The 23259-nt window shown below is 64.6% G+C and carries 28 protein-coding genes; 8 read left to right on the top strand and 20 right to left on the bottom strand.

The features are described 5' to 3' along the window. Positions 1–10: 10 nt before the first annotated feature. Both L6639_RS05525 and L6639_RS05530 read right to left on the bottom strand, forming a co-directional pair. On the bottom strand, positions 11–514 hold the full coding sequence (locus L6639_RS05525) for a peptidase associated/transthyretin-like domain-containing protein (RefSeq protein ID WP_237859588.1): 504 nt from the start codon (positions 512–514) through the stop codon (positions 11–13). A gap of 158 nt (positions 515–672) precedes the next feature. Then, positions 673–1029, bottom strand: a complete 357-nt coding sequence (locus L6639_RS05530) for a hypothetical protein (protein ID WP_237859590.1) — start codon at positions 1027–1029, stop codon at positions 673–675. Between the two features lie 353 nt (positions 1030–1382). Between L6639_RS05530 and L6639_RS43235 the strand changes: the two genes are divergently transcribed. Together L6639_RS43235 and L6639_RS05540 are read left to right on the top strand one after the other, a co-directional pair. Next, positions 1383–2288: an AraC family transcriptional regulator gene (locus L6639_RS43235; protein WP_237859591.1), complete on the top strand. Its 906-nt coding sequence runs from the start codon at positions 1383–1385 to the stop codon at positions 2286–2288. A 92-nt stretch (positions 2289–2380) separates the two neighbouring features. Then, positions 2381–3385 (top strand): LLM class flavin-dependent oxidoreductase, encoded by a 1005-nt coding sequence (locus L6639_RS05540; RefSeq protein ID WP_237859593.1) that lies wholly within the window; start codon positions 2381–2383, stop codon positions 3383–3385. A gap of 81 nt (positions 3386–3466) precedes the next feature. On the opposite strand, the gene L6639_RS05545 is transcribed toward L6639_RS05540, so the two are convergent. The 5 genes from L6639_RS05545 to L6639_RS05565 form a co-directional block, all read right to left on the bottom strand. After that, positions 3467–4342 (bottom strand): amidohydrolase family protein, encoded by an 876-nt coding sequence (locus L6639_RS05545; RefSeq protein WP_237859597.1) that lies wholly within the window; start codon positions 4340–4342, stop codon positions 3467–3469. 13 nt (positions 4343–4355) lie between these two features. Further along, positions 4356–4748 carry a RidA family protein gene (locus tag L6639_RS05550; RefSeq protein ID WP_237859600.1) on the bottom strand — a complete coding sequence of 131 codons (393 nt, stop codon included), beginning with the start codon at positions 4746–4748 and terminating at the stop codon, positions 4356–4358. 118 nt (positions 4749–4866) lie between these two features. Further along, the gene (locus tag L6639_RS05555) at positions 4867–5727 is read right to left on the bottom strand and encodes a fumarylacetoacetate hydrolase family protein (RefSeq protein WP_237859601.1); all 861 of its coding nucleotides are present in this window, start codon (positions 5725–5727) and stop codon (positions 4867–4869) included. A 54-nt stretch (positions 5728–5781) separates the two neighbouring features. Further along, positions 5782–6399 carry a flavin reductase family protein gene (locus tag L6639_RS05560; RefSeq protein ID WP_237859603.1) on the bottom strand — a complete coding sequence of 206 codons (618 nt, stop codon included), beginning with the start codon at positions 6397–6399 and terminating at the stop codon, positions 5782–5784. Continuing rightward, positions 6399–7364, bottom strand: a complete 966-nt coding sequence (locus L6639_RS05565; protein WP_237859605.1) for a Bug family tripartite tricarboxylate transporter substrate binding protein — start codon at positions 7362–7364, stop codon at positions 6399–6401. Before L6639_RS05565 ends, L6639_RS05560 begins: the two co-directional genes overlap by 1 nt. A gap of 128 nt (positions 7365–7492) precedes the next feature. Between L6639_RS05565 and L6639_RS05570 the strand changes: the two genes are divergently transcribed. The 5 genes from L6639_RS05570 (at position 7493) to L6639_RS05590 (ending at position 11498) form a co-directional block, all read left to right on the top strand. Further along, complete coding sequence (locus L6639_RS05570; RefSeq protein ID WP_237859606.1) at positions 7493–8296, top strand: IclR family transcriptional regulator; 804 nt, start codon at positions 7493–7495, stop codon at positions 8294–8296. Between the two features lie 86 nt (positions 8297–8382). Then, the gene (locus L6639_RS05575) at positions 8383–9678 is read left to right on the top strand and encodes an O-acetylhomoserine aminocarboxypropyltransferase (protein ID WP_237859608.1); all 1296 of its coding nucleotides are present in this window, start codon (positions 8383–8385) and stop codon (positions 9676–9678) included. Between the two features lie 4 nt (positions 9679–9682). Next, positions 9683–10465, top strand: a complete 783-nt coding sequence (locus L6639_RS05580) for an alpha/beta fold hydrolase (protein ID WP_237859610.1) — start codon at positions 9683–9685, stop codon at positions 10463–10465. A gap of 25 nt (positions 10466–10490) precedes the next feature. Further along, positions 10491–10742 (top strand): hypothetical protein, encoded by a 252-nt coding sequence (locus L6639_RS05585; RefSeq protein ID WP_237859612.1) that lies wholly within the window; start codon positions 10491–10493, stop codon positions 10740–10742. Positions 10743–10766: 24 nt separating this feature from the next. Next, a complete protein-coding gene (locus L6639_RS05590) occupies positions 10767–11498 on the top strand; it encodes an SDR family NAD(P)-dependent oxidoreductase (protein ID WP_237859614.1) in 732 nt (243 codons plus the stop codon). Positions 11499–11667: 169 nt separating this feature from the next. Here the strand turns inward: L6639_RS05590 and L6639_RS05595 are convergent, their stop codons facing one another. From L6639_RS05595 to phnG, 9 genes are read right to left on the bottom strand one after another with little or no spacing between them, the layout of a single operon-like run. Continuing rightward, complete coding sequence (locus L6639_RS05595) at positions 11668–12279, bottom strand: pyridoxamine 5'-phosphate oxidase family protein (protein WP_237859617.1); 612 nt, start codon at positions 12277–12279, stop codon at positions 11668–11670. A 22-nt stretch (positions 12280–12301) separates the two neighbouring features. Continuing rightward, the gene (gene phnN, locus L6639_RS05600) at positions 12302–12898 is read right to left on the bottom strand and encodes a phosphonate metabolism protein/1,5-bisphosphokinase (PRPP-forming) PhnN (protein WP_237859619.1); all 597 of its coding nucleotides are present in this window, start codon (positions 12896–12898) and stop codon (positions 12302–12304) included. Further along, positions 12895–14046, bottom strand: coding sequence for an alpha-D-ribose 1-methylphosphonate 5-triphosphate diphosphatase (locus tag L6639_RS05605; RefSeq protein ID WP_237859622.1), 1152 nt, complete (start codon positions 14044–14046; stop codon positions 12895–12897). The genes phnN and L6639_RS05605 overlap by 4 nt, the downstream gene beginning before the upstream one ends. Before the next feature lie 12 nt (positions 14047–14058). Next, on the bottom strand, positions 14059–14757 hold the full coding sequence (gene phnL, locus L6639_RS05610; RefSeq protein WP_237859624.1) for a phosphonate C-P lyase system protein PhnL: 699 nt from the start codon (positions 14755–14757) through the stop codon (positions 14059–14061). 22 nt (positions 14758–14779) lie between these two features. Beyond that, complete coding sequence (phnK, locus tag L6639_RS05615) at positions 14780–15577, bottom strand: phosphonate C-P lyase system protein PhnK (RefSeq protein WP_237859626.1); 798 nt, start codon at positions 15575–15577, stop codon at positions 14780–14782. Then, on the bottom strand, positions 15570–16466 hold the full coding sequence (locus L6639_RS05620) for an alpha-D-ribose 1-methylphosphonate 5-phosphate C-P-lyase PhnJ (RefSeq protein WP_237859628.1): 897 nt from the start codon (positions 16464–16466) through the stop codon (positions 15570–15572). Before L6639_RS05620 ends, phnK begins: the two co-directional genes overlap by 8 nt. Further along, positions 16463–17578 (bottom strand): carbon-phosphorus lyase complex subunit, encoded by a 1116-nt coding sequence (locus tag L6639_RS05625; protein WP_237859630.1) that lies wholly within the window; start codon positions 17576–17578, stop codon positions 16463–16465. The genes L6639_RS05620 and L6639_RS05625 overlap by 4 nt, the downstream gene beginning before the upstream one ends. Before the next feature lie 3 nt (positions 17579–17581). Further along, entirely contained in the window at positions 17582–18190 is a 609-nt protein-coding gene (phnH, locus tag L6639_RS05630) for a phosphonate C-P lyase system protein PhnH (protein WP_237859632.1), read from the bottom strand. 4 nt (positions 18191–18194) lie between these two features. After that, a complete protein-coding gene (phnG, locus tag L6639_RS05635) occupies positions 18195–18608 on the bottom strand; it encodes a phosphonate C-P lyase system protein PhnG (protein ID WP_249798114.1) in 414 nt (137 codons plus the stop codon). 159 nt (positions 18609–18767) lie between these two features. Between phnG and phnF the strand changes: the two genes are divergently transcribed. Next, on the top strand, positions 18768–19496 hold the full coding sequence (phnF, locus tag L6639_RS05640; RefSeq protein WP_237859636.1) for a phosphonate metabolism transcriptional regulator PhnF: 729 nt from the start codon (positions 18768–18770) through the stop codon (positions 19494–19496). 134 nt (positions 19497–19630) lie between these two features. Here phnF and phnE (L6639_RS05645) read toward each other — a convergent pair whose 3' ends face one another. From phnE (L6639_RS05645) to phnC, 4 genes are all read right to left on the bottom strand, one after another. Next, positions 19631–20476 carry a phosphonate ABC transporter, permease protein PhnE gene (gene phnE, locus L6639_RS05645; protein WP_237859638.1) on the bottom strand — a complete coding sequence of 282 codons (846 nt, stop codon included), beginning with the start codon at positions 20474–20476 and terminating at the stop codon, positions 19631–19633. Further along, positions 20473–21357: a phosphonate ABC transporter, permease protein PhnE gene (phnE, locus tag L6639_RS05650; protein WP_237861283.1), complete on the bottom strand. Its 885-nt coding sequence runs from the start codon at positions 21355–21357 to the stop codon at positions 20473–20475. The genes phnE (L6639_RS05645) and phnE (L6639_RS05650) overlap by 4 nt, the downstream gene beginning before the upstream one ends. Positions 21358–21428: 71 nt before the next feature. Further along, positions 21429–22358 carry a phosphonate ABC transporter substrate-binding protein gene (gene phnD, locus L6639_RS05655; RefSeq protein ID WP_237859640.1) on the bottom strand — a complete coding sequence of 310 codons (930 nt, stop codon included), beginning with the start codon at positions 22356–22358 and terminating at the stop codon, positions 21429–21431. A gap of 57 nt (positions 22359–22415) precedes the next feature. Continuing rightward, positions 22416–23225 (bottom strand): phosphonate ABC transporter ATP-binding protein, encoded by an 810-nt coding sequence (phnC, locus tag L6639_RS05660; RefSeq protein WP_237859643.1) that lies wholly within the window; start codon positions 23223–23225, stop codon positions 22416–22418. Positions 23226–23259: the final 34 nt, after the last annotated feature.

Genomic DNA, 23259 nt, shown 5'->3' on the forward strand with positions numbered 1-23259 from the left:
TGCGACGCGATCAGGCCGGTTGAAGCACGAAATGCGCCTCGAGGCTGGTGTCCTTTGCGCTCCGCATGATCGGCCGCAGGAAGACGGTCTTGAACTCACCGCTGTCATAGGCGAGGTGGCCATGCGGCTGGCCGAAGATCGGAATGATCTGCGGCATCTCGAGCCGGAAGGCGCCGTCCTTGTCGGTGAGCGTGGCGCCATGGCTCTGCGGCTCGTGCTCCTGCCCTTCGACCGTGTGCGCCCAGATCTGGATGCGCTGCCCGGCCAGCGGCGCGCCGTCGCCGGCGCGGCGTACGGTGCCGCTCATCACGAAGCCGCCCTTGCCGATCCGCTCCACGATCGGCGCGCCCTTGCGGTAGTTGTTGGCACCGCCGGTCATCGATTCCGTCGGCGCGAGACCTTCCGCGCGGGCAGGCAGCAGGAGGCCTGACGTTCCCGCTGCCAAGACGCCCGATGCGAGGACGGTACCGCCGGCAATGAGGAGGTTGCGGCGATTGAGTACGACAAGGGTCATGTGTGTCCTCCTGGCGACGGTGGCGCAGCCGAGGGTACAACATTAGGCGCGAAACGCCCAGTTGAGACGAAGGGCGCCATGGGTCGCAATAACAGGGTTGTGAAGGCGGCAGCCTCGTCGGACAACTCGCGCCGATCGCAGGCTCGGAGCGGCAGAGTTCAGTCGCCGAGGCGCCCGGCTGGAAAGGGTTTGGGAATTGGGACCCGCTCCCGGCTTCCGTCGATCAGGCCGGCGACCTTTTGTCGGGCCTGTTCGATCATCCCGGTGATCCCGCAAGAATAGCTGACGAGCTGATCGATCGCGGGATCATCCTTGAAGTCCGACAAGACGATGCGAATGCAGCTGTTCGCCGTGTTGAAGATCCTGAGGATCCGCAGCATGTCGACTGGCGTCACCCGATCATACTCGACCTGCCGCGTGAAGGTCTCGACGGACGTCCAGATCTCGTTCAGCCGATGCACCGCCTTTGAGGCGGACGCGCTCGATTGCGCCGGGAATGCCGCAACATTCGACATCAGCGTGCCCTCGTCCCAGTCTTTGGAGTTTTCGCGTTTAGTATGTTGGAAGTCATCCAACGCGGCAACAAACTTCCGTATCGAAATTCCGTAAGTTCTTCTTCAGCAAATCCGAACGCGCAACATCGCGCCGTGGTCCGATCCATCGTCCCGTTACCGGCGCGTTTCACGCGCTGCCGAATTTCGATAGGGCGAGACGAGCGTGTGCTCCGCGATTCTACGGAGACTCGACCGGGCTACGGCAAATATTCCTTCTTCCCGAGCGATACCGATGGTAGTATGACGCATCTCATATCATTGTTTCGAATCCGATGCTTTTCAGAAATCTTCAATCCTCGACATCCCTGGAGCTGGTGCGTTACGCGGACATCGACCAGTTTCGCGTGAGCGAGCGGTATGCCCGTGCGGAGAGCGTCCCTCTCAGGAGCGGACAATTCTCGGTCCTGCGCGCCAGTCTCGCCCTGCACGCCAGCACCCTGTCGCTGGTACGAACCTTTCCGCGCATCATCAAGGGGTACGATTTTGCCGGGCGGCTCGTCATCGTCGTTCCGATGGACGAGATCGGCTCGACCCGTGTCAATGGCAAGGATGTCGGCCGGTCGCTGATCGTCTTTAAGGGCGACGCCAACTGCACGGTCTACGAACCGGAAGCACGCCTTGTTGCCATCCTGTCGATCAAACGGGATGCGCTCGCGGAGAACTGGTTAGCTTTGGACGACGGCCACCTTTTGCTGCGATTACCGGAGCTGGCATTGGACCGGCTGCGAATGCACGTTCGGGGCATCCTCGAGACCGCCGCCGCGCATCCGGAAGCCATCCGCGCGGAGGGCGCACCGGAAACGATCGAGACGGCTTTGTTCTCGGCATTCCAGGAGGCCATGTCTGCCGGGCACGTGGACCGGAGCAACACACGCTCACGCTACAAGACGATCGTGGACCAGATCGAGCGTGTCGTGACGTCGAACCAGACCACCAACATCTACTGTGACACTCTCGCCAAAGAGATCGGCATTTCAGCGCGAACGATGCAAAACGCGGTTCACGCCGTCTGCGGCACCAGCCCGCTCCGCTACAGCCAGCTCAACCGGCTCTGGGCCGTGCGGCGGCAATTGCGGAACGGCACGCCCGGGCTGACGATCAAGGCCAGTGCCTACGCGCACGGCTTCTGGCACATGGGCGATTTCTCAAAGCTCTATCACGACATGATTGGAGAGCTCCCTTCGCAGACACTCGCGAACGCACGCCGCCTGCTGGCGTGACAGTCATGCGGTAGCGGGGGCTGGAATCCTTGGGGACGGTCCCCACATCTGGGGCCCCGGCGCGCCTCCCGCGCCTTCATCCGGTGCCGCCCATGATCCCCTTCTCCGTGCTCGACCTCGCGCCCATCAAGCAGGGCGCCGACGCCGCGCAGGCTTTTCGTAACTCGCTCGATCTTGCCAGGCATGCGGAACGGTGGGGCTTCAAGCGGTTCTGGCTCGCCGAGCATCACAACATGATGGGGATTGCCAGTGCCGCAACCTCCGTGGTGATCGCCCATGTCGCAGGCGGCACCAAGTCGATCCGCGTCGGGTCCGGCGGCGTGATGCTGCCGAACCATTCGCCGCTTGTCATCGCCGAGCAGTTCGGCACGCTGGAGTCGCTCTATCCCGGCCGGATCGATCTTGGGCTCGGACGCGCGCCGGGCACCGACCAACTCACCGCGCGGGCGATGCGGCGCGACCTTGCGACGGCGGCCGAAAACTTTCCGCATGACGTGCTGGAACTGCAGGCGCTGCTCGGCGATGTGCAACCGAACCAGGCCATCCGCGCCGTGCCGGGGATGGGGACAAAGGTGCCGCTCTGGATTCTCGGCTCGAGCATGTTCGGCGCGCAACTCGCGGCGATGCTCGGCCTGCCCTTTGCGTTTGCCTCGCATTTCGCGCCGCAGATGCTGATGCCGGCGCTGCGCGAATACCGCGCCCGGTTCGAGCCCTCGGCGCAGTTGGAAAAGCCCTATGCCATGGTCGCCGTCAATGTGTTTGCCGCCGACAGCGATGCCGAGGCGCAGCGCTTGTTCAGCTCGCTGCAGCAGCAATTCATCAACTTACGCCGCGGCACGCCCGGCCAGCTGCCGCCGCCGGTCGACGACATGGATACGCTGTGGTCGCCGGCCGAGAAAGCCGGCGTCGCGCAGTCGCTGGCGATTTCCGCCGTCGGCTCGCCCGCATTGGTCGAGGAGAAGCTGAAGGCGCTGATCGCCGACACCGCGGCGGACGAGCTGATGACCACGGGCCAGATCTACGACCACGCCGCGCGGCTGCGCTCGTTCGAGATCGCGGCCGAGGTACGCGACCGGCTGGCGGGACGGACGGTGTGATCGGCCCCGGTTGACGCGACGATAAAGATGCGGTCCCTCGGGGAGGGAACACACCGGTCATCACGACGAGCCTCGATCGCTCTAGTCCGCATAGCCGAACAGCTTCGCCGGATTGTGCACGAGAATCTTCTCGAGTTCGGTCTGATCCGGCGCGTAGCGATACATCAGTTCGAGCAGATCCGCATCGTTCGGCGGTTGCTTGACGGAGACCGGATGCGGCCAGTCGCTGGCCCAGACGCAGCGATCGACCGCTGCCTCGATATAGGCGCGCGCGATCGGGATCACGTCGTCGTAAGGAGCACCGGTCTGCGAGGTCTTCTCGCCGAGCGAGAGCATGACCCAGAAATTGCCCTTCTTGAGGAGCTCCAGCATCTTGCGCAGGTTGGGATCGTCCTTGCCATTCGAGGGCAGCGGCCGCGCCATGTGGTCGATCAGCACGGGCACGTCGAGATTTTCGTATTTCGCCACGCTGGAGACAATGCCGTCCTTCTCCGGCTGGATCTTCACATACCAACCGAGCTCGCGAATGCGCGCGATCGCGCGGGCGAAATCGGCGTCCGACAGCACGGCGCCGAGCTCCTGGCGGAAGCTGAAGCGGGCGCCGCGCACGCCCGCGTCATGTAGCTTGGCGAGATAGGCATCGTTCGCTTCCGCAAACACCAGCGCGTTGGCGCAACCGCGATAGTTCGGACCCATCGCGGCGAGACCGTCGAGCACGACGGAATGGTCGGCGCCGTAAGTCGTGGTCTGCACGATGATGCCGCGCTCGATGCCGAGCGCTCTGTGCATGCGCAGCGCAGCTTCCCAGGTCGCTGATGGCATCCGGTAGGCCGCCCCCGGACGCTCCGGATATTTGTCCACGGGACCGAGCACGTGAAACTGGCTGTCGATGGTCTTTGGCGGCGGCGCCTTGCTCGGGCGGCGTGGGTTCGGGTCGAACGGCAGATAGGTCGGCATGCGCAAAACTCCTTCAGTCGATCACGGCGGTGAAGTCGCACTGCACCAGCGCGCCGCCGTCCATGACGTCCATCGGCAGCGCGTGCCGCGCCGGCCGCGAATGCTCGTCCGGAAACATTTTCAGCCATTCGACGTTGACGGGGCCGCGCTGCGTGCGATCCTTCAGCCACACCGTCATCTTGATGATGTCGTCGGTGGTGCCACCGGCGGCCTCTACCGTCGCCTTCATATGCGCGAACATGTTGGCGCATTGCGCATCCAGGCTCTCGGGCATTACGCCGGCCGCGTCACGGCCGAGAATGACGCCCGACATCATGAGATTGCCGATACGGCAGGCGTTCGGAATCGGGTTGGCGTGCTTGAAGCCGCCGATATGAATGCTCCTGCGCCGCGAGTGGCTCGTCATTCTGCGTTTCCTCTTATTGTTGGTTCAGACGAACTGGCACGACACGGAGCCGAAAGCGCCGTAGTCGGTATGAAAGGTGTCGCCCTTTGCGCTCGATCGTCGCAGGATCCAGCATGGTCTACTGCTCCGCAGCCACGGTGTTACGCAGCACGCCGATGCGGCTGGATTCGACCTCGACGACGTCGCCGACCTTGAGCCAGCGCGGCGGATCGAAGCGGGCGCCTGCTCCCGTTGGCGTGCCCGTCACGATCATGTCCCCTGACTTCAGCGTCGCGAAGGTCGAAAGATAGGAGATCAGGAAATCGAACGGGAACATCAGCCGCTCGGTCGTGTCCTGCTGCCGCACCTCGCCGTTGACGCGCGTGATGATGTCGTGGGGTCCACGCGGGTCGAGCTCGTCCGCCGTGACGATCCAGGGACCGATGCTGCCGGAGCGGTCGAAATTCTTGCCTTGCGTGACGTTGAACTTGCCGTGGCGCAGCCAGTCGCGGATCGTGCCTTCGTTGCACAGCGTCATGCCGAAGATGTACGACCATGCGTTTTCGCGGCTGATATGGCGACCGCCCTGACCGATCACGATGACGAGCTCGCCCTCGTAGTCGAGCTGATCTGATACGTGCGGCTTCTCTAACGGCTGGCCGGAACCCGTCATCGACGACATGTTGCGCACGAACAGGCTCGGATATTTGGGCAGGTCCGAATTGTCCTTATATTCCGCGTTGCGCTCGGCGTAGTTGACGCCGATGCACCAGAGCTTTTCCGGCGCCAGCACCGGCGGCAGCAGGGCGAGGTTTTCCAGCGGGTAGTCCGGCTTCTGGCCGGTGACCGCCCTCTGCGCATCGGCGAGCGCGTTGGCGGCAATCAGTGCCTTGACGTCGGGATGGTCGCGACCGATCCGTTTGCTCAGATCGACCACACCGCCTGCAACGGCTGCGCCGTAGCGCGGCTCTCCGCCCAGGAGATAGCTCAGGAGTCGCATTATCATTTCCTCCAATGATCTCGAGACGACTTGGCCGGCGAGCGGCTGGCGCGCTCAGTCTCTTGATTTTGGCGTCTGGAACACGGTGTTCAGCGTCACGATCTCGCCAAGGCGGGCATAGCGGGGACCGCCGATGCGGGCGATCGGATCGAGCGCCTTGGTCTCGACCTTGCCGTCATTCACGAGGCCGTCGCGGATGTGGAACATGACGACCTCGCCGACGATCAGGCGGCTGCGGGCGTCGCCGAATTCGAGGCACTGGCAGAGGCGGCACTCCATCGCGACGGGCGCGGCCGCGAGCCGGCGCACCCTGACGCGCTCGCAATCCAGCGTCTCGAGGCCAAGATGCTCGACCTCGCTGATTTCAGGCGGATGCTCGACGGAGCTGTCGTGCACCGCCGACATCAGCGGCATATCGGCGATGTGGATGACATATTCCTCGGTGTCGAGGATGTTGTGCGCTGTGTCCTTGTAATCGGCGCCCTTGCGGCCGACGCTGATGGCGAGCATCGGCGGCTTCTGCGAGACGAAGGTGAAGGCGCTGAACGGCGCGAGATTGAGCACGCCTGACCGCGACAGGCTGGTCACCCAGGCGATCGGGCGCGGCACCACGATGCCGGTCATCAGCCGGTAGATACGTTCCGCGCCAAGCTCGGTGGGATCGATCCGCATCACTCAGCCTTGATGTTGGCCTTGCGCACGATCGGAATCCATTTGGCATCCTCGCGCTCGAGATAGGCTTTGAACTCGTCAGGCGTCATCGCCGTGGCGTCCGCTCCTAACTTGTCGAACTTGTCGATCACGCCGGGATCCCTGAGGATCGCGGTCAGCGTCTCCTGCAGCTTGTCGACAACAGGGGCCGGCGTGCCCGCCGGCGCGAACAGGCCGGTGAAGGTCTGGGCGTCAAAGTCCTTGTAACCGAGTTCAGTGAAGGTCGGCACGTCAGGCAGCGACTTCAGCCGGTGCGGACTGGTGACGGCAAGCGCGCGGAACAAGCCGGCCTTGATGTGCTGGAGGCTGACCGTGAGCTGGTCGAACGCGAACTGCACCTGGCCGCCGAGCAGATCGTTGATCGCTGGCGCATTGCCGCGGTAATGCGCGGTGACCCATTGCAGATCGAGGCTCGACTGCATCAGCTCGCTGAGCAGATGGTTGGTGGTGCCGGGGCCGGGCGAGGCCATGGTGAGCTTGCCGGGCTCGCGCTTGGCGAGATCGATGAACTCCTTGAAGGTCGTGACCTGCACCGACGGATGCACCTCGAGCACCAGCGGCGTCATCGAGATGGTGGAGATCGGCAGGAAGTCCTTCTTCCAGACATAGGCGTCGCGCTTGTTGATTTCGGGGGCGAACAACACGGGGCCGTTGGCGCCGACGAACAGCGTGTAACCATCAGGCGCTGATTTCGCGAAGGCCTCGCCCGCGATCATGCCGCCGGCGCCGGCCTTGTTCTCGATGATGAAGGACTGGCCGAGCTTTTCCTGCAGCTTGTCGGCAATGATGCGCGCGGCGCTGTCGACGTTGCCGCCGGCCGGATAGGGCACGATCAGCTTGACGCTGCGCGCCGGCCATTGCTGGCCAGAGGCGGGCCCCGTCAGCATCGCGGCCACTGCGGCTACCGCTATCCAGAGCGATCTCATCCCAACCTCCCAGCGTCTCCAACTCCGGCTCGGGCGCCGTGACATCGCGCACGGCATCCCTGACGAAAGCGCCATCTTCAGATGCACCCTTTACCTGTCGAGCGAATTGTGGCGTTCTTGTCCATATTATGGACAGAACATCCCCCAGAAGTTCCACGCGCGCCACGGAGCCGCGACAAGGCGCGCAGGCGATCCGGCGCGCGCTGTCGGTGCTGCGTATTCTTGCCGCCGGGCGCGAGGACGGTGTGCCGTTGGCCGAGGTCGTGCGGGCCACCGGCCTGACGCGGCCGACCGTGCATCGGATCGTCCACGTACTGATCGAGGAAAGCATTGTCGAACGGCACGACAAGACCGGCCGTTACGCGATCGGCAACCAGGTGCCGGAGCTGGCGCTGGCACGTCCCCGCCCCTCGCCGCTTTTGGTCGCCGCGTGTCCTTCGCTGCGCCGCGCCTCCGCCGAGATCGGCGACACGCTGTTCCTGACGGTGCGGACCGGCAACGACACGCTGTGCGTCGATCGCAGGATCGGCGCCTATCCGATCCAGGTGCTATCGATCGAGGTCGGCGCGCGCCGACCGCTCGGTGTCTCCAGCGCCGGCGTCGCCATCCTCGCCGCGCTGCCGGCGCAGGACGCGCGCAAAATTGTCACGGCGAATGAGGCGCGGTTCGAAGCCTACCGGACCGACGTCGCGACGGTGCTCGGCGAAATCGCCGCAGCCAGACGGCTGGGATACGGCATGAGGGAGATCGGTCTCATCCAGGGCACCAAATCGATCTCGACATGGATCAAGACCCCGGACGGCCGCCCCGCCGCTGCAATGACCGTCTCCGCCGTTCGAACGAGGCTTGGCCCGCGCCGCGAGCAGGAGGTTGCGGAGATCTTGTTGCGCGAGACGCGCGTGATCGAGCAGGCCATTCGCGCGAGTGCGTGAACTCACGCGGCGCTGTCAATGGGCTGACGTGCCGCTCGTTTTTGTGGCACAAGGGCCGCCTCCGCGACCGACCAACGAGGCCACGCATGCCCGCGCCAAAACCGCCCGCCTTCGAGACCCTGAGCCTGCATGCGGGCCAGCATCCGGATCCCGCGACCGGCGCCCGCGCGGTGCCGATCTACCAGACCACGTCCTACGTGTTCCAGGATTCCGACCACGCCGCGGCGCTGTTCAATCTGGAGCGCGCCGGCCACATCTACACGCGCATCTCCAACCCCACCACGGGCGTGCTGGAGGAGCGGCTTGCGGCGCTGGAAGGCGGCGTCGGCGCGATCTGCACTGCCAGCGGCATGGCCGCATTGCATCTGGCCATCGCGACGCTGCTGAACGCCGGCGACCACATCGTGGCGTCGAGCTCGCTCTATGGCGGCACCATCAATCTGCTGGCACACACGCTGCCGCGCTTCGGCATCACGACCACCTTCGTCAAGCCGCGCGATCTCGATGCGTTCCGCGCCGCGATCAAGCCGAACACAAAACTTGTGATCGGCGAAACCATCGGCAACCCGGGGCTGGAAGTGCTCGACATCCCCAAGGTCGCTGCGATCGCGCACGAGGCCAAGATTCCGCTGCTGATCGACAATACGTTTGCGACGCCCTATCTCAGCCGCCCGATCGAGCTGGGCGCGGACATCGTCATGCATTCGGCGACCAAATGGATCGGCGGCCACGGCATCGCGATCGGCGGCGCCATCGTCGATGGCGGCCGGTTCGACTGGCGCGGCTCCGGCAAGTTCGGCGTGCTGACCGAGCCCTATGGCGGCTACCACGGCATCGTCTTCGACGAGCAGTTCGGCACCGCGGCCTTCATCATGCGCGCGCGCACCGAAGGTCTGCGAGATTTCGGCGCCTGCCTTTCGCCGACCAACGCGTTTCAGCTGCTGCAGGGCGTCGAGACGCTGGGCGTGCGCATGGACCGGCACATGCAGAACACGCATCTGGTGCTGGAGGCGCTGAAGTCCAACAAGGCCGTCGACTGGGTGCTGCATCCCTCGCTGGAAAATCACCCCGACTATCAGCCTGCGAAGACGCTGCTGCCGCGTGGTGCGGGCTCGATCATCTCCTTCGGCATCAAGGGCGGCCGGGCCGCCGGTCGGAAATTCATCGAGCAGCTGCGCATGATCAGCCATCTCGCCAATGTCGGCGACGCCAAGACGCTGGTGATCCACCCGGCCTCGACGACGCATCAGCAGATGGATGCCGAGCAGCTCAACGCCGCCGGCATCGGCGAGGAGCTGGTGCGGCTCTCGGTCGGCATCGAGACGGCCAGCGACATCATCGACGATCTCGCGCAGGCGCTACGCATCTCGCAGAAGGTCTGACATCATGAAGCTTTCAGTCAACGGCGCCGAGGTCTTTGCCGCAACCGGCGGCCGCGAATTCAACAAATCCCTGCCAACGGTCGTCTTCCTCCATGGTGCGGGCTTCGATCATTCGACCTGGGCGCTGCATACGCGCTGGTTCGCCCATCACGGTTTTGGCGTGCTGGCGCCTGACCTGCCCGGCCACGGCCGCTCGGCCGGCCCCTCGCTCGGAAGCATCTCCGAGATGGCGGACTGGACCGCAGCGCTGCTCGAAGCGGCGGGCGCAACGAAGGCCCATCTCATTGGTCATTCCATGGGATCGCTGATCTCGCTGGAGACCGCGGCGCGCCACCCCGACAAAGTCTCGGCGCTGAGCCTGATCGGCACGGCGGCGACCATGACGGTCGGGCCGGATCTGCTGAAGGCCGCCGAAGCCAATTCGCAGGATGCCAACGACATGGTCTCGATCTGGGGCCTCGGCTTCAACGCCGAGCTCGGCGGCAGCCTCGCTCCCGGCCTTTGGATGCATGGCGGCGCGCAGGCGGTGCTGCAGGCTTGCGAGCCGGGCGTGCTGTTCAGGGATTTGTCGGCCTGCAATGCCTATGCGAATGCGCTTGCTGCTGCTGCGAGCGTGAAGGTGCCGACAACCCTGATCCTTGGCGAGCGGGACATGATGACCCCCGCGAAAGCCGGCAAGGCGCTTGCGGCTGCGATCCCGCACGCCAAGACCGTCGTGGTGCCGGGCGCCGGCCACATGATCATGGCCGAGCGGCCGGACGAACTGCTCGCCGCCTTGAAGGGCTGATAGGATCAATTGTCGCGTCGGCGCGTTGCAGGACAAGCGCGCCGGTAAATCGGCCAGCACGCAAGCCGGCGAATTCGTCAAGGACGAGATCGACAAGATCAGGAAGGGCAAGCACGGCGCACGCTCGACGAAGCAGGCCATCAATGAAATGGCTATCCATATTTGCGACGGGCGCGCTGGGGCACTTCTCCACGTGCGCGCACCGGCAGGCGGATTCATCTCGCGACCAATTCAACACCGCCCATCGACCGGCGTGATACGCTTCGCGCGACCATAAAGAAGAACAACGGGAGGCCCGGAGATGGCAAATGATCTGCAAGGGCGCGTGGCGCTTGTCACCGGTGGCTCGCGCGGAATTGGCGCGGCCGTCTGTCGCGCCCTCGCCGCCTCAGGCGCAGCCGTGGCGATCAACTGCCGCGAGCAGATCGGTCAGGCCGATAAGCTGGCCGACGAGATCGCGCGGCAGGGCCGACACACCATCGTCGCTGCCGCCGATGTTTCTCAGCGGGACGCCGTGGCCGATATGGTCGCGCGCGTCACGGCGGGGCTCGGGCCCATCGACATTCTCGTCAACAATGCCGGCATCGCCATCACCCGCGGCGTCGACGATCTCACCGAGGATGATTTCGACCGTACCATTCTGGTCAATCTGAAATCCGTGTTCCTGTGCACCCAGGCCGTGCTGCCATCGATGCGCGCGCGAAAATGGGGCCGCATCGTCAACATCTCCTCGGGTGCCGCGCGCGGCGCCGGCTCGATCGGTCCGCACTACAATGCCTCCAAGGCCGGCATGGAGGGCCTCACGCGTGGCTATGCCGCACGGCTGGTGAAGGAAGGCATCACCGTCAATGCCGTGGCGCCGTCGCTGATCGAGACCGACATGATGATCGGCCAGCCGCAACTCATCAGCCGCATCCCACTCGGCCGCTTCGGCACGGCGGACGAGGTGGCAAAAGCAGTGATGCTGCTGGTGGACAATGCGTATATGACCGGGCAGACGATCGCGTTGAGTGGAGGGATGGCGTTTAATTGATGGGATAGAGGTGCCGTTCTTCCTTCTCCCCTTGCGGAAGAAGGTGGCGCGAAGCGCCGGATGAGGGGTTCGTTCCACACGCAACGCCTTTCGTGAGAAGAGCCCCCTCACCCGTCTCGCCGCTTCGCGGCGAGCCACCCTCTCCCACAAGGGGGGACGGAAGAAACAACTACCACATCGTCGCAGCCGCTCGCTCCGGCCAGATGCGGTCATACTCCGCGCCGCCGACCTTGTTCTGGCTCATCTCCGCCAGAATCTGCCCCGGCGTCGGCAACATCTTCGGATCGACGCGCTTGTCGGGATTCCAGAGGTCGGAGCGGACGATGGCGCGGGCGCATTGGAAATAGATCTCTTCCACGTTTATCACCATGACGCTGCGGGGCGCCTTGCCTTCGACCTTGAACGATTCAAGCAGCTCGGGATCAACAGAGAGATGCGCCCGGCCGTTGGCGCGGACGGCGTTACCGGAGCCAGGGATCAGGAACATCAGCGACACGCGAGAGTCACGCACGATGTTGCGCAAGGAGTCGACCCGGTTGTTGCCGCGGCGATCCGGCAGCATCAGCGTCTTGGGATCGTGGATACGGACGAATCCGGGCAGATCGCCGCGCGGCGAGCAATCGATGCCCTCAGGCCCGATGGTGGCGAGTGCCGCAAAAGGCGCCTTCTCGATGAAGACACGGTAGAGCGGGGTGACGTGATCGGCAACTTTCACAGTCGAGGCGTCGTTGGTGGTGCCGTAGATGGCTTCCAGCTGTTCGACCGTCTCTATCACCGACATTCCAGTCTCCTTGTTGTGCGGGCTAATCGTGCCAGCCTTCGTTCCTGATCACGCCCACGAGCTGGCGGCTGTGATCCTCCGCGCTGCCGGCGTTGAGGATCGTGACATCGGCACTGGCCGAGGCGTCGTCAACGTTGCGCGCGAGCCGGTTGGCGATATTGCCATCGCTGTTCCGCGCCCGCGCGGCGAGCCGCTGCGCCAACACGTCCGGCGGCGCCGTGATCGCGACCACGATGACATTGGCATAGGCCTGGCGCAAGGCGGCGATTACGGTGCGCGAGACGTTGACGACGACGACGCGCCCGGCGCGGATGTCGTCGTTGATTTCCAGCTGCAGCGCATAGGAATGGCCATGCGCGTTCCAGTGCACGGCAAAATCGCCGCGCTCGCGGGCGCGGGTGAATTCGTCGGGGCTCACTGCGACATTATCCTCGTCAGCGGACGATGCACGCGTCACGACGCGGCGCGGGAAGACAATGTCGTGGTCGTCGGCACAGGCCGCCTGCGCCAACCGCAGCAGCGTGTCCTTGCCGGCGCCGCTCGGCCCGACCACGAGCACGAGGCGGCCGGGACCAATCGCACCCGCCTTACCCTGCGCCATGGCCGCGACCTCGCTCATGCGACGCGGCCCCCTTCGCGCCAGACGCTGCGCACCACGGGAACACTGCCGGCAACATGCACCCGGATCAGGTCGGCGCGCTTGCCGATTGCGATCTCGCCACGATCGGTGAGGCCGACCGCATCGGCGGGCGCCTTGGTCACGGTCCGAACCGCGGCCGGCAGGCTGATCGACGGCGCATGCTCGGGCAATTGCAGTGCGCCCATCAAGAGGCTCGACGGAATGTAGTCCGACGACAGGATGTCGAGCAGGCCTTCGCGGGCGAGATCGATCGCGGCGATGTTGCCGGAATGCGAGCCGCCGCGCACCACGTTCGGCGCGCCCATCAAAATGTCAATCCCGGCCTGGTGCAGGCCGCGCGCGGCCTCGAGCGTGGTCGGGAATTCCGCCACTGCGACGCCGTCGCGCACGGCATCGGCGACGTTCTCCTCCGTGGTGTCGTCATGGCTCGCCAAGGGGATCTTGTACTCATGCGCCAGCGCCACGATCTCGCGCATGTTGGCCGCAGCATATCTCTTCTGATAGTCGAAGCGCCTTGTGAACAGTTCGTCGAGCTCGGCATCCGTCATGCCGCCGCCCTTGCCACGATAATAGTCGCGCAGCTTGACCTCGTCGCGGAACTGGCGCTGGCCGGGGGTATGGTCCATCAGCGACATCAGCTTGACGTCGGGCCGGTCGATCAGCTCCTTGGCCTCTTCCACCACGCTCGGCATCGGGATTTCGCAGCGCAGATGCAGAAAGTGGTCGGCGCGCAGCAGATTGCCATCGCGCGCGGTCGTGATCGCGGCGGCAAGCACGCCAGCGCGGCCATCGACCTCCTCGGCGCCGTCCTCGCGCCAGACCCGGAGCGAGTCGAACACAGTGGTGATGCCTGAGGTCGCGAGCTGGCCGTCATAGGAGATGACGGCCGCGACCGGATTCCAGAACACTTTGGGGCGCGGCACGTAATGCGCTTCGAGATGATCGGTGTGGAGTTCGATCAAGCCGGGCATCACGAGATCGCCGCCGGCGTCCTCTGCGCCCGCGGGGGCCCTGCCCTCGCCGATCCCGGCAATGCGTCCATCGGCAAGAGCAAGCCAGCCCTGTTCGATCACCCTGTCAGCCAGCACGATCCTGGCGTTGGCGATGATTGATTCCTTCGGCTTCATGTCCCTTGTCCTTCAGGCCGCGGCGGCAAAACTGGTGACGTCGACGATGCGGTCGGCAATCAAATGGCGGATTTCGTCGTCATGGACAATGGCGACCATGGCGACGCCACTACGTTTCTTCTCGGCGACCAGCGCGACCACGACGGCGCGGTTGGCGGCGTCGAGCGAGGCGGTCGGCTCGTCCAGCAGCAGGATCGGCAGATCCGAAATAAAGCCGCGCGCAATGTTGACGCGCTGCTGCTCGCCACCGGAGAAGGTCGCGGGCGGAAGCTGCCAGAGTCGCTCGGGGATGTTGAGACGATGCAACAGCTCACCGGCACGCGCCTGCGCATCCGCGCGGGTCATGCCGCCGGCGATCAGCGGCTCGGCGACGACGTCGATGGTAGCAACCCGCGGCACCGCCCGCAAAAACTGGCTGACATAGCCGATTGTGGAACGCCGGACGTTGAGCACTTGCCGCGGCTCGGCGGTGGCAAGATCCATCACATCGCCGCGATGGCGGATGCCGATGCGGCCGGAGTCGCAGCGATAATTGCCGAAGATCATCTTCAGGATCGACGATTTTCCGGCGCCTGACGGCCCCGACAGCACGACGCACTCGCCCGGCGGGACCTGAAAGGTCACGCCGCGCACGACGGGCAGTTCGATGCCACCTTGCAGGTGCATCGTAAAGGTCTTGGAAGCGTCGGCGATGTCGATCATGGCGGTCATCGGAAGACTCATGTTGCAAAGTTCATGGCGGCAGAATCGAGGAAACGAGGAGCTGGGTGTAGGGCTCGCGCGGGTCGTCGAGCACCTGGTCGGTGAGACCTGTCTCGATGACGCAGCCGCCCTTCATCACCATCACGCGATGCGACAACAGCCGTGCGACCGCGAGATCGTGGGTGACGATGACCACAGCGAGATGCAATTCGGCGACGAGATTGCGCAGGAGATCAAGCAGACGCGCCTGCACAGAAACATCCAGCCCGCCGGTCGGCTCGTCCATGAACACCAGCCGCGGGCCGGTGACGAGGTTGCGGGCGATCTGCAGACGCTGACGCATGCCGCCGGAATAGGTGCGCGGTGCATCGTCGATACGCGCGACGTCGATCTCGACGCGCGTGAGCCAGTCGGAAGCGCTCTCGCGAATGCGGCCGTAATGGTTCCAGCCCACGGCCATCAGCCGCTCCCCGACATTGGCGCCGGCCGAGACCGCCATGCGCAGGCCCTGTGCCGGATCCTGGTGCACAAAGCCCCAATCGGTGCGGAACAGCAGGCGCCGCTCGGCCTCGCCGAGCGCGGCGAGATCGCGGGTGACGCCGTCGCGCATCCGATAGGACACACCACCGCCGCTCGCCGCGAGCTGGCCCGATAGCATCTGCAACAGCGTCGACTTGCCGGACCCGGATTCGCCGACGATCGCCAGCACCTCGCCGGGATAGAGCGCAAACGACACATCACGGCAGGCGACGATGCGGCCGTAGGACTTGCTGAGGCGATCGGCGATCAGCAGCGGCTGATCGGTTTCAAGAAGGTCCTGATCAGCCATTTGCTTCTCCCCGCGCCTTGTCCTTGTACGGCGCAGCACTCAGCGCACCGTGATGGCCGGCGGCCTGACGTCCCTCGCAATAGTCGGTGTCCGAGCAGACGAACATGCGACTGCCCTTGTCGTCGGTGACGATCTCGTCGAGGTAGGAATTTTCGGCGCCGCACAGCGCGCAGGGCGCGTTGAAGCGGTACGGCTCGAACGGGTGATCCTCGAAATCGAGCGACACCACTTGGGTATAAGGCGGGATCGCATAGATGCGTTTCTCGCGGCCGGCGCCGAACAATTGCAATGCCGGGCAATTATCCATCTTGGGATTATCGAATTTCGGCGTCGGCGACGGATCCATCACGTAGCGCGCGTTCACCTTCACCGGATAGGCGTAGGCGGTCGCGATGTGGCCGAAGCGGGCGATGTCCTCGTAGAGCTTCACATGCATCAGGCCGTATTCGGCAAGCGCATGCATGCGCCGCGTCTCGGTCTCGCGCGGCTCGAGGAAGCGTAACGGTTCGGGGATCGGCACCTGATAGACCAGCACCTGGCTTTGGTGCAGCGACGCTTCCGGGATGCGGTGGCGCGTCTGGATCACGGTCGCCTCGTCGGTCGACGTCGTCGTGGCGACGCCGGCGGTCTTGGCGAAGAATTTGCGGATCGAGATCGCGTTGGTGGTGTCGTCAGACCCCTGATCGATCACCTTCAGCACGTCCCGCGGTCCCAGGATCGCAGCTGTCACCTGCACGCCGCCGGTGCCCCAGCCATACGGCATCGGCATTTCGCGGCTGGCGAACGGGACCTGGTAACCGGGGATCGCGATCGCTTTCAGGATGGCGCGGCGGATCATCCGCTTGGTCTGTTCGTCCAAGTAGGCGAAGTTGTAGGCGGGCGCGTTCATTCCGCGGCCTCCTTCATGGCATCGGGCGCGTCGGCATCGGGAGAGGCTTCGGCAAATTCCTTGCGCAGCTTGCGCAAAAGGCCGAGCTCGGACTGGAAGTCGACATAGTGCGGCAGCTTGAGGTGCTCGACGAAGCCGGTCGCCTGCACGTTGTCCGAATGCGACAACACGAATTCTTCATCTTGCGCAGGGGCCAAGGCCTCTTCACCGAGCTCGCGGGCACGCAGCGCCCGGTCGACCAGTGCCATCGACATGGTCTTGCGCTCGCTCTGGCCGAAGGCAAGGCCATAGCCGCGGGTGAAGCACGGTGCTTCCGTGGCCGAGCCCTTGAACTGGTTGACCATCTGGCACTCGGTCAGCTCGATAGAACCGAGAGGCACGGCGAAGCCAACGTCTTCGGCAGCGAACTCCACCTCGACCTCGCCGAAGCGGATCTCGCCGGCGAAGGGATGGTTGCGGCCGTAGCCGCGCTGGGTGGAGTAGCCCATCGCCAGCAGAAAGCCTTCGTCGCCACGGGCGAGATTTTGCAGGCGCAGGTCGCGGTCCGCCGGAAAGTTCAGCGGCTCTCGCGTGAGATCGCCGACGCTGGCGCCGTCTTCGGCCTGCGGCGATGATTCGATCAGCCCGTCGCGGCCGAGAATGTCGGTCACGCGCGGCGTCGGCGCCGTGGATGCTTCGGCCACGGCCGGCGCTTCCGGCACAAAGCCCTGGGCGAGCGAGGGATCGAGCAGGCGATGGGTATAGTCGAAGGTGGGCCCGAGGATCTGGCCGCCCGGAATGTCCTTGAAGGTCGAGGACACCCGCCGCTGCACCCGCATCGCGCCGGTGTCGACCGGCTCGCTGGCGCCAAAGCGCGGCAGGGTGGCGCGGAAGGCGCGGACCAGGAAGATCGCCTCGATCAGATCGCCGCGTGCCTGCTTGATCGCGAGCGCCGCGAGCTCGCGGTCATAGAGCGAACCTTCGCTCATGACGCGGTCGACGGCGAGCCCAAGCTGTTCCGAGATCTGGTCGAGCGAGACTTCCGCAACGCTTTGGTCGCCGCGCCTGGCATTGGCGAGCAGGCGATGGGCGTTCTCGATGGCGCGTTCGCCGCCTTTGACTGCGACATACATGCATCAGCCTCCCTTGCTCATGACACGCGTGGTGCGCGGGATCGCAACCACGGCATCGTCGGCGACCAGCACCACGTCGATGCCGCGCGGAAACAGAGTCTCATTGAAGCGCAGCTGCTCGAACAAATCGAAAGGCTTGAACGCGGCCTGGAGCGTCGCGACGCCGTCGATGCCGGGGCCGCGGAGCTCGAAGTTTTGCCCCGAATCCAGGCTCTCGACCTGAAGGATGACGGTGGTCGAACGGTCTGGATATTCGTTGGTGCCCAGCGCGAAACGCTCGAGATTGGGCAGCAACACGCCGTCGCTGATCAGCGCGAAAGCCACGATGGAGCAATCATGGATCACCGGCGCACCGGTGTGGAATTTGAGCCACTTCAGGACGTCAGTGCTCTCAGCCATGCGCGCATCGAGCCAGAGCGGGGTGTCGTGATCGAACAGGGTCAGCGCGATCGCGGCAGTGCCGCGCATCATCGTTTCAGGTGTTCCCGCCATCGGCACGATGCGCTGGACCGCACCCGGCCGCGCCATCGCGTCCATGACCGAGCGAAAGGTCGATTGCGCCGACAACACCTTGTCGACGAACCCCGGCGGCAGTTCCGCAATCGTTGTCATGGCCTCACCCTTCACCGCGCACCATGGTGTAGAAATCAACCTTCGTCGCAGCGGTCTCTTCGGCCTGCTGCTTGCGTCTGACCATAAGCTGCTCGCGCAACGGTGCGATTACGTCGCGTTCGACGGCGGCGCCGAAGTCGCGCGACTGCACCAATGCGTCGCACAGGGCGATCAGCCGCGCCTTCTCGCTATTTCGCCCAAGCGTGTAGCCGAAACCAACCTCGCCGCTCGCAAGCCGCACCGCTGCGCGGGACACCGTGGCCTCACCGAGATTGAAAGGCGCGCCATCGCCGCCGACCCGGCCGCGCAGCATCACCAGACCATTCTCCGGTTCGCGTAAATCCTGATGACCAGGCAAGGAGATTGTGCGGAGACGGGCGGCGATCTCGCCCGCCTCCGCGTGCGCCAGCACGGCCATGGCGGCCTTGCGCTGGGCTTGCTGGGTGTTGTGTTGGCTCACCGAATCCACCGACTCTTGTCGAACTCAAGTTGTCTATGATAATAGACAACTTGATACGGAAGCGCCATGACTGTTTCGTGACAAACGTGTGATTTCCGGGCTAGGCTGGCCGCCGACATGAGTATGCAGGACACCGCCTCTTCAGGCGTCGCGCTGTGGCGCCTCGTTGCCGACGGCATCGAGCGCGGCATCGCCGACGGCCGTTTTGCCGCCGGCGACAAATTGCCGGGCGAGATGGAGATCGCGGAAACTTATCGCGTCAACAGGCACACCGTGCGGCGCGCGCTCGCAGCCCTTGCCGAGCGCGGCATCGTGCGCGCCGAGCGCGGCAGCGGAACCTATGTCGAGGCGCAGAAGCTCGCCTATCCCTTGCGCTCGCGCACGCGCTTCTCGGAGATCGTCGGCGCCGAAGGCCGCGAGCCGCATGGCCGCCTGATTGAGGCGTCAGAGGATGTCGCAACCCGCGAACTGGCGCGCGAACTGGGTTTGAAGACCGGCGCGCCGCTGGTGCGGATCGAGGCCATCCGCCTCGCCGATCGCACGCCGATCTGCGTCTCCACGACCTGGCTGTCGGCGGAGCGGTTTCCAGGCGCCGGCACGGTGTTTTCAGCCACGCGCTCGATGACGAAGATGCTCGAGCATTACGGGATCCGCGACTATCGCCGCGGTGCGACCAGGATCACCGCCGGCATCATCGATGCGACCGATGCCGCGCGGCTCGACCTGCCGCTCGGGCGGCCGATCCTGGTGGTCGACGCGACGGACCTCGATCTCGAGGGCAAGCCGCTGGTGACGAAGCATTCGCGCTTTGCGGCGGAGCGGGTAGAGTTTCTGGTCGAGCCGTAGGGCCGGCCGCTCTCTCCACGAAAACGGTGCCGCAGGCTGGGCAAAGGCGCTCTTGCGCCGGTGCCCACGATCTTTCCATGATTCGAGAGAAGTGGTGGGCACGCTCCGCTTTGCCCACCCTACGGCACCTGCGCTTAGGCGACGGCCCTTCGTCCAATGATCGCAAACCGCAGCTTGCCCGAGATGAAATCGATCGCGGCAACGGCGACCAGGATCATCAGGATCAGGAACGACACCTTCTGCCATTCCAGCACGCGAATCTGCTCAGCGAGCTGGAGGCCGATGCCGCCGGCGCCGACGATGCCGATGATGGTGGCCGAGCGCGTGTTCGACTCGATGAAATACAGCACCTGGCCGGCGATGACAGGCAGCACCTGCGGCAGCAGTCCGAAACGGATCTCGTGCAGCGCGCTGCCGCCGGAGGCACGGATCCCCTCGACCTGCCTCTGGTCGGCGCCTTCGATCGCTTCCGAGAACAGTTTTCCGAATGCGCCGAAATCCGACACCGCGATGGCGAGCACGCCGGCGAACGGACCGAGCCCGACGACGTTGATCCAGACCAGCGCCCAGATCAACGTGTCGACGCCGCGGATCGAATCAAGGAACCGCCGCACTGGAAAGCGGACGATGTGAGGCACGATATTGCGGGCGGCCAGCAGGCTGACCGGCAGCGCGAGGAGGGCGGCAAGCGTGGTGCCGAGCAACGCGATAGAGAGCGTCTCGCCCAGCGCCTGCAGATAGAGCGGCAGCGACGAGCCGGGATCAGGCGGCATCATCATCATGCTGATCCAGCCGAGCTGGCTCAGCCCCGTGATGAAACGCGACGGCGAGAAATCGAGATCGACCAGGCCGAACACGAAGATCGCAAGCGCCGCGACGAGCATCGACGGCGTCGCCAGGCGCGCCGATGCCGGACGGTTGAAGACATCGGGATAGCGCGCGCGGAGCTCCGCGGTGTCGACGTCCTGCGGCTTGCTCAATTCCGCGCCTCCTTGCCGAACAGGTGGGCGCGCACCCAGCCGGTGGTGATGTCGATCAGGAAGACCGTGACGATGATGGTCACAAGGATGGCGCTGACGTCGGAGTAGTAGAATTTTCTGATAGCGACGATCAGCTCCTGCCCGATGCCGCCGGCGCCGACAAAGCCCATCACCGAGGCCTCGCGCACATTGATCTCGAAACGCAGCAGCGCGTAGCTGGCATAGCCCGCGGAGACCTGCGGCAGGATCGCAAAGCGCATGCAGGAGATCCAGCTCGCGCCGGTCGAGCGGATGCCTTCGACCGGCTTCATGTCGGCGTTCTCGACGATCTCGGAAAACTGCTTGCCGAGAGCGCCGGTGGAGTGGATCGCGATCGCGAGCACGCCCGCCACCGGACCGAGGCCGAAGGCCATGACGAAGATCAGCGCGAAGACGATACCTGGCACCGTGCGGGCGAATTCCAGCAGGCGCCGGACGGTGAAGCGCAACCAGGGCGCGGGCGAGGTGTTCTCAGCGGAGAAGAAATTCAGCAGGAAGGCGAGAACGGCGCCGATCAGCGTCCCGACATAGGAGATCAGCAGCGTCTCGCCGAGCAGCTTCAGCCATTTGCGCAGGCCCCAGAACCATTCGCCAAAATTGGTCCAGACCCGCTGGCCGCTGTCGAGGGTGAGGATACGGTCGAAATAGCTGATGAAGTTGCCGAAATAAGTGAAGAAAGTACGCAAGTTCACTTCGGCGCCGATCGACGCCACGATCAGCGCGGCAACGAAGACGGCGAAGCCCGCCAGCAGGCGCAAGCGCTTGCGCGCGAGCGCCTTGCTATACGCGGCGTTCAGGGCAGCGAGTTGCTGCTCGGGAAGGATCGAAACCGCAACCGTCATCGAGAATACGGGTCCATCAAGAAAAAGAGCCGGGTCCATCGCCCCGGCTCCAGTGCGTCGTCCCGACGAGCTCAGGACGCCTTCTTACGCAGATTGTCGACGAACTTAATCAGCTCGATGGTCTTGTTGTAATCGTCGTTGGCGACCGGCTCCCACGGCTTGTTCTTGCCGTCGGAGAGCTTCTTGAACGCCTCGGGGTCCTTGGTCGCCGCGTCGATGAAGGCCTTCTTGATCGCTGCCTTCATGTCTTCAGGCAGATCGCTGAGATAGGCATAGGGCGAGTTGATGATGAGGTCGGACTTCACGATGATGCGGAAGTCCTCCTTCTTCATCACGGCGCCATCGGGCGACTTCACCATGCCCTTGTTGAGCATGCGAGTCAGGTTGGAATCATCGTCGGCGTTCCACCAATTGGCGGCGACGTCGACGGTGCCCTGGGCGAGAGCAAGAACCGCGTTCTCGTGGCTGCCGGTGAAGACGACCTTGGAGAAGTAAGCGTCCGGATCGATCCCCATCGCGTTCAGCTTGAAGCGGGGCATGTTGTTGCCCGAGGTCGAGTTCGGGTCGACCAGGCCGAGATTCTTGCCCTTGAGATCCTCGATCTTCTGGTACGGAGACTTCGCCAGCACGTAGAATACCGAGTAGTAACCCTTCGAGCCGTCAGAGTTGACGTCGATGACGAAAGCGTCGGTCTTGACGCCGGTGAGACGGGCACGCGCGAAGGAAGCCGGACCGTAATAGCCGATGTGGATGTTGCCGGCGCGCTGGCCTTCGATGAGGGCGGCGTAGTCATTGGCGACGCGCAGCGTCACCTTCACGCCGAGCTCCTTCGACAGATAGTTGATGAAGGGGCCATAACGCTCGGTCACGCCCGAGCCGTTCTCGGCCGGAATGGCGGCGAAGGTGATCTCCGGATATTTCGTCTTCCAGTCTTCGGCGGAAGCGGATCCGGCAAAGGTCAGTGCGGCGGCGCCGGCAAGAATGAGTCTGCGAGTGATCATATTAGTCCTCTTCCCAGGTTGAGGTCGGTTGAAGCGAAAGTAGCGATGCGGAGCCGCTCAGGCCGCCGCTGCCGTTCCGAGTGCCGGGACGGCCTCGGGCGCCGGGGCGGATGTGCCGCCCATGACATCGGCGGCTTCGAGGTCGTAGAGCTCACGCGCGACAAGGTCAGTCAGCGCGGACGGCGCGCCGTCGAACACCACCCGGCCCGCTGCCATACCGATCAGGCGATCGCAATAGCTGCGCGCCAGGTCGAGCGAATGCAGGTTGCAAAGCACGGTGATGCCGAAATGCTTGTTGATGCGCAGCAGCGCATCCATGACGATCTTGGTGTTGCGCGGATCGAGCGAGGCAATCGGTTCATCGGCGAGGATAATGTCGGGCTGCTGTACCAGCGCCCGCGCGATCGCGACGCGCTGTTGCTGGCCGCCGGAGAGCTGGTCGGCGCGCTGGGCGGCCAGCGCGGCGATATCGAACTGTTCGAGGGCCGACATGGCGAGCGCCTTGTCCTGCTCGGGCCAGATCTGCGACAGGGAACGCCAGGCCGGCATGGTGGCGAGGCGTCCCATCAGCACATTAGTCAGCACGTCCAGCCGGCCGACCAGATTGAACTGTTGAAAGATCATCGCCGATCGCGCCCGCCACTGCCGCAACTCCTTGCCGCGCAGCGCCGTCACGTCGAGGCCGTCGAACAGGATGCGGCCTTGCGTCGGCGTCACCAGACGATTGATGGTTCGCAATAGCGTCGACTTGCCGGCGCCGGAGCGCCCGATCACGCCGACGAAGCCGCCGGGGGAGATTTGAAACGAAGCCTCGTCCACCGCGGCTTTTGCGCCGAAGCAGCACGTCAGACCTTCAACCACCAGCATGCAGGGCTCCAGAGTAGCTGGAGCCCACCGCTAT

The organism is Bradyrhizobium zhengyangense (genome assembly GCF_022012555.1).
In the GTDB taxonomy this organism is placed as follows: domain Bacteria; phylum Pseudomonadota; class Alphaproteobacteria; order Rhizobiales; family Xanthobacteraceae; genus Bradyrhizobium; species Bradyrhizobium zhengyangense.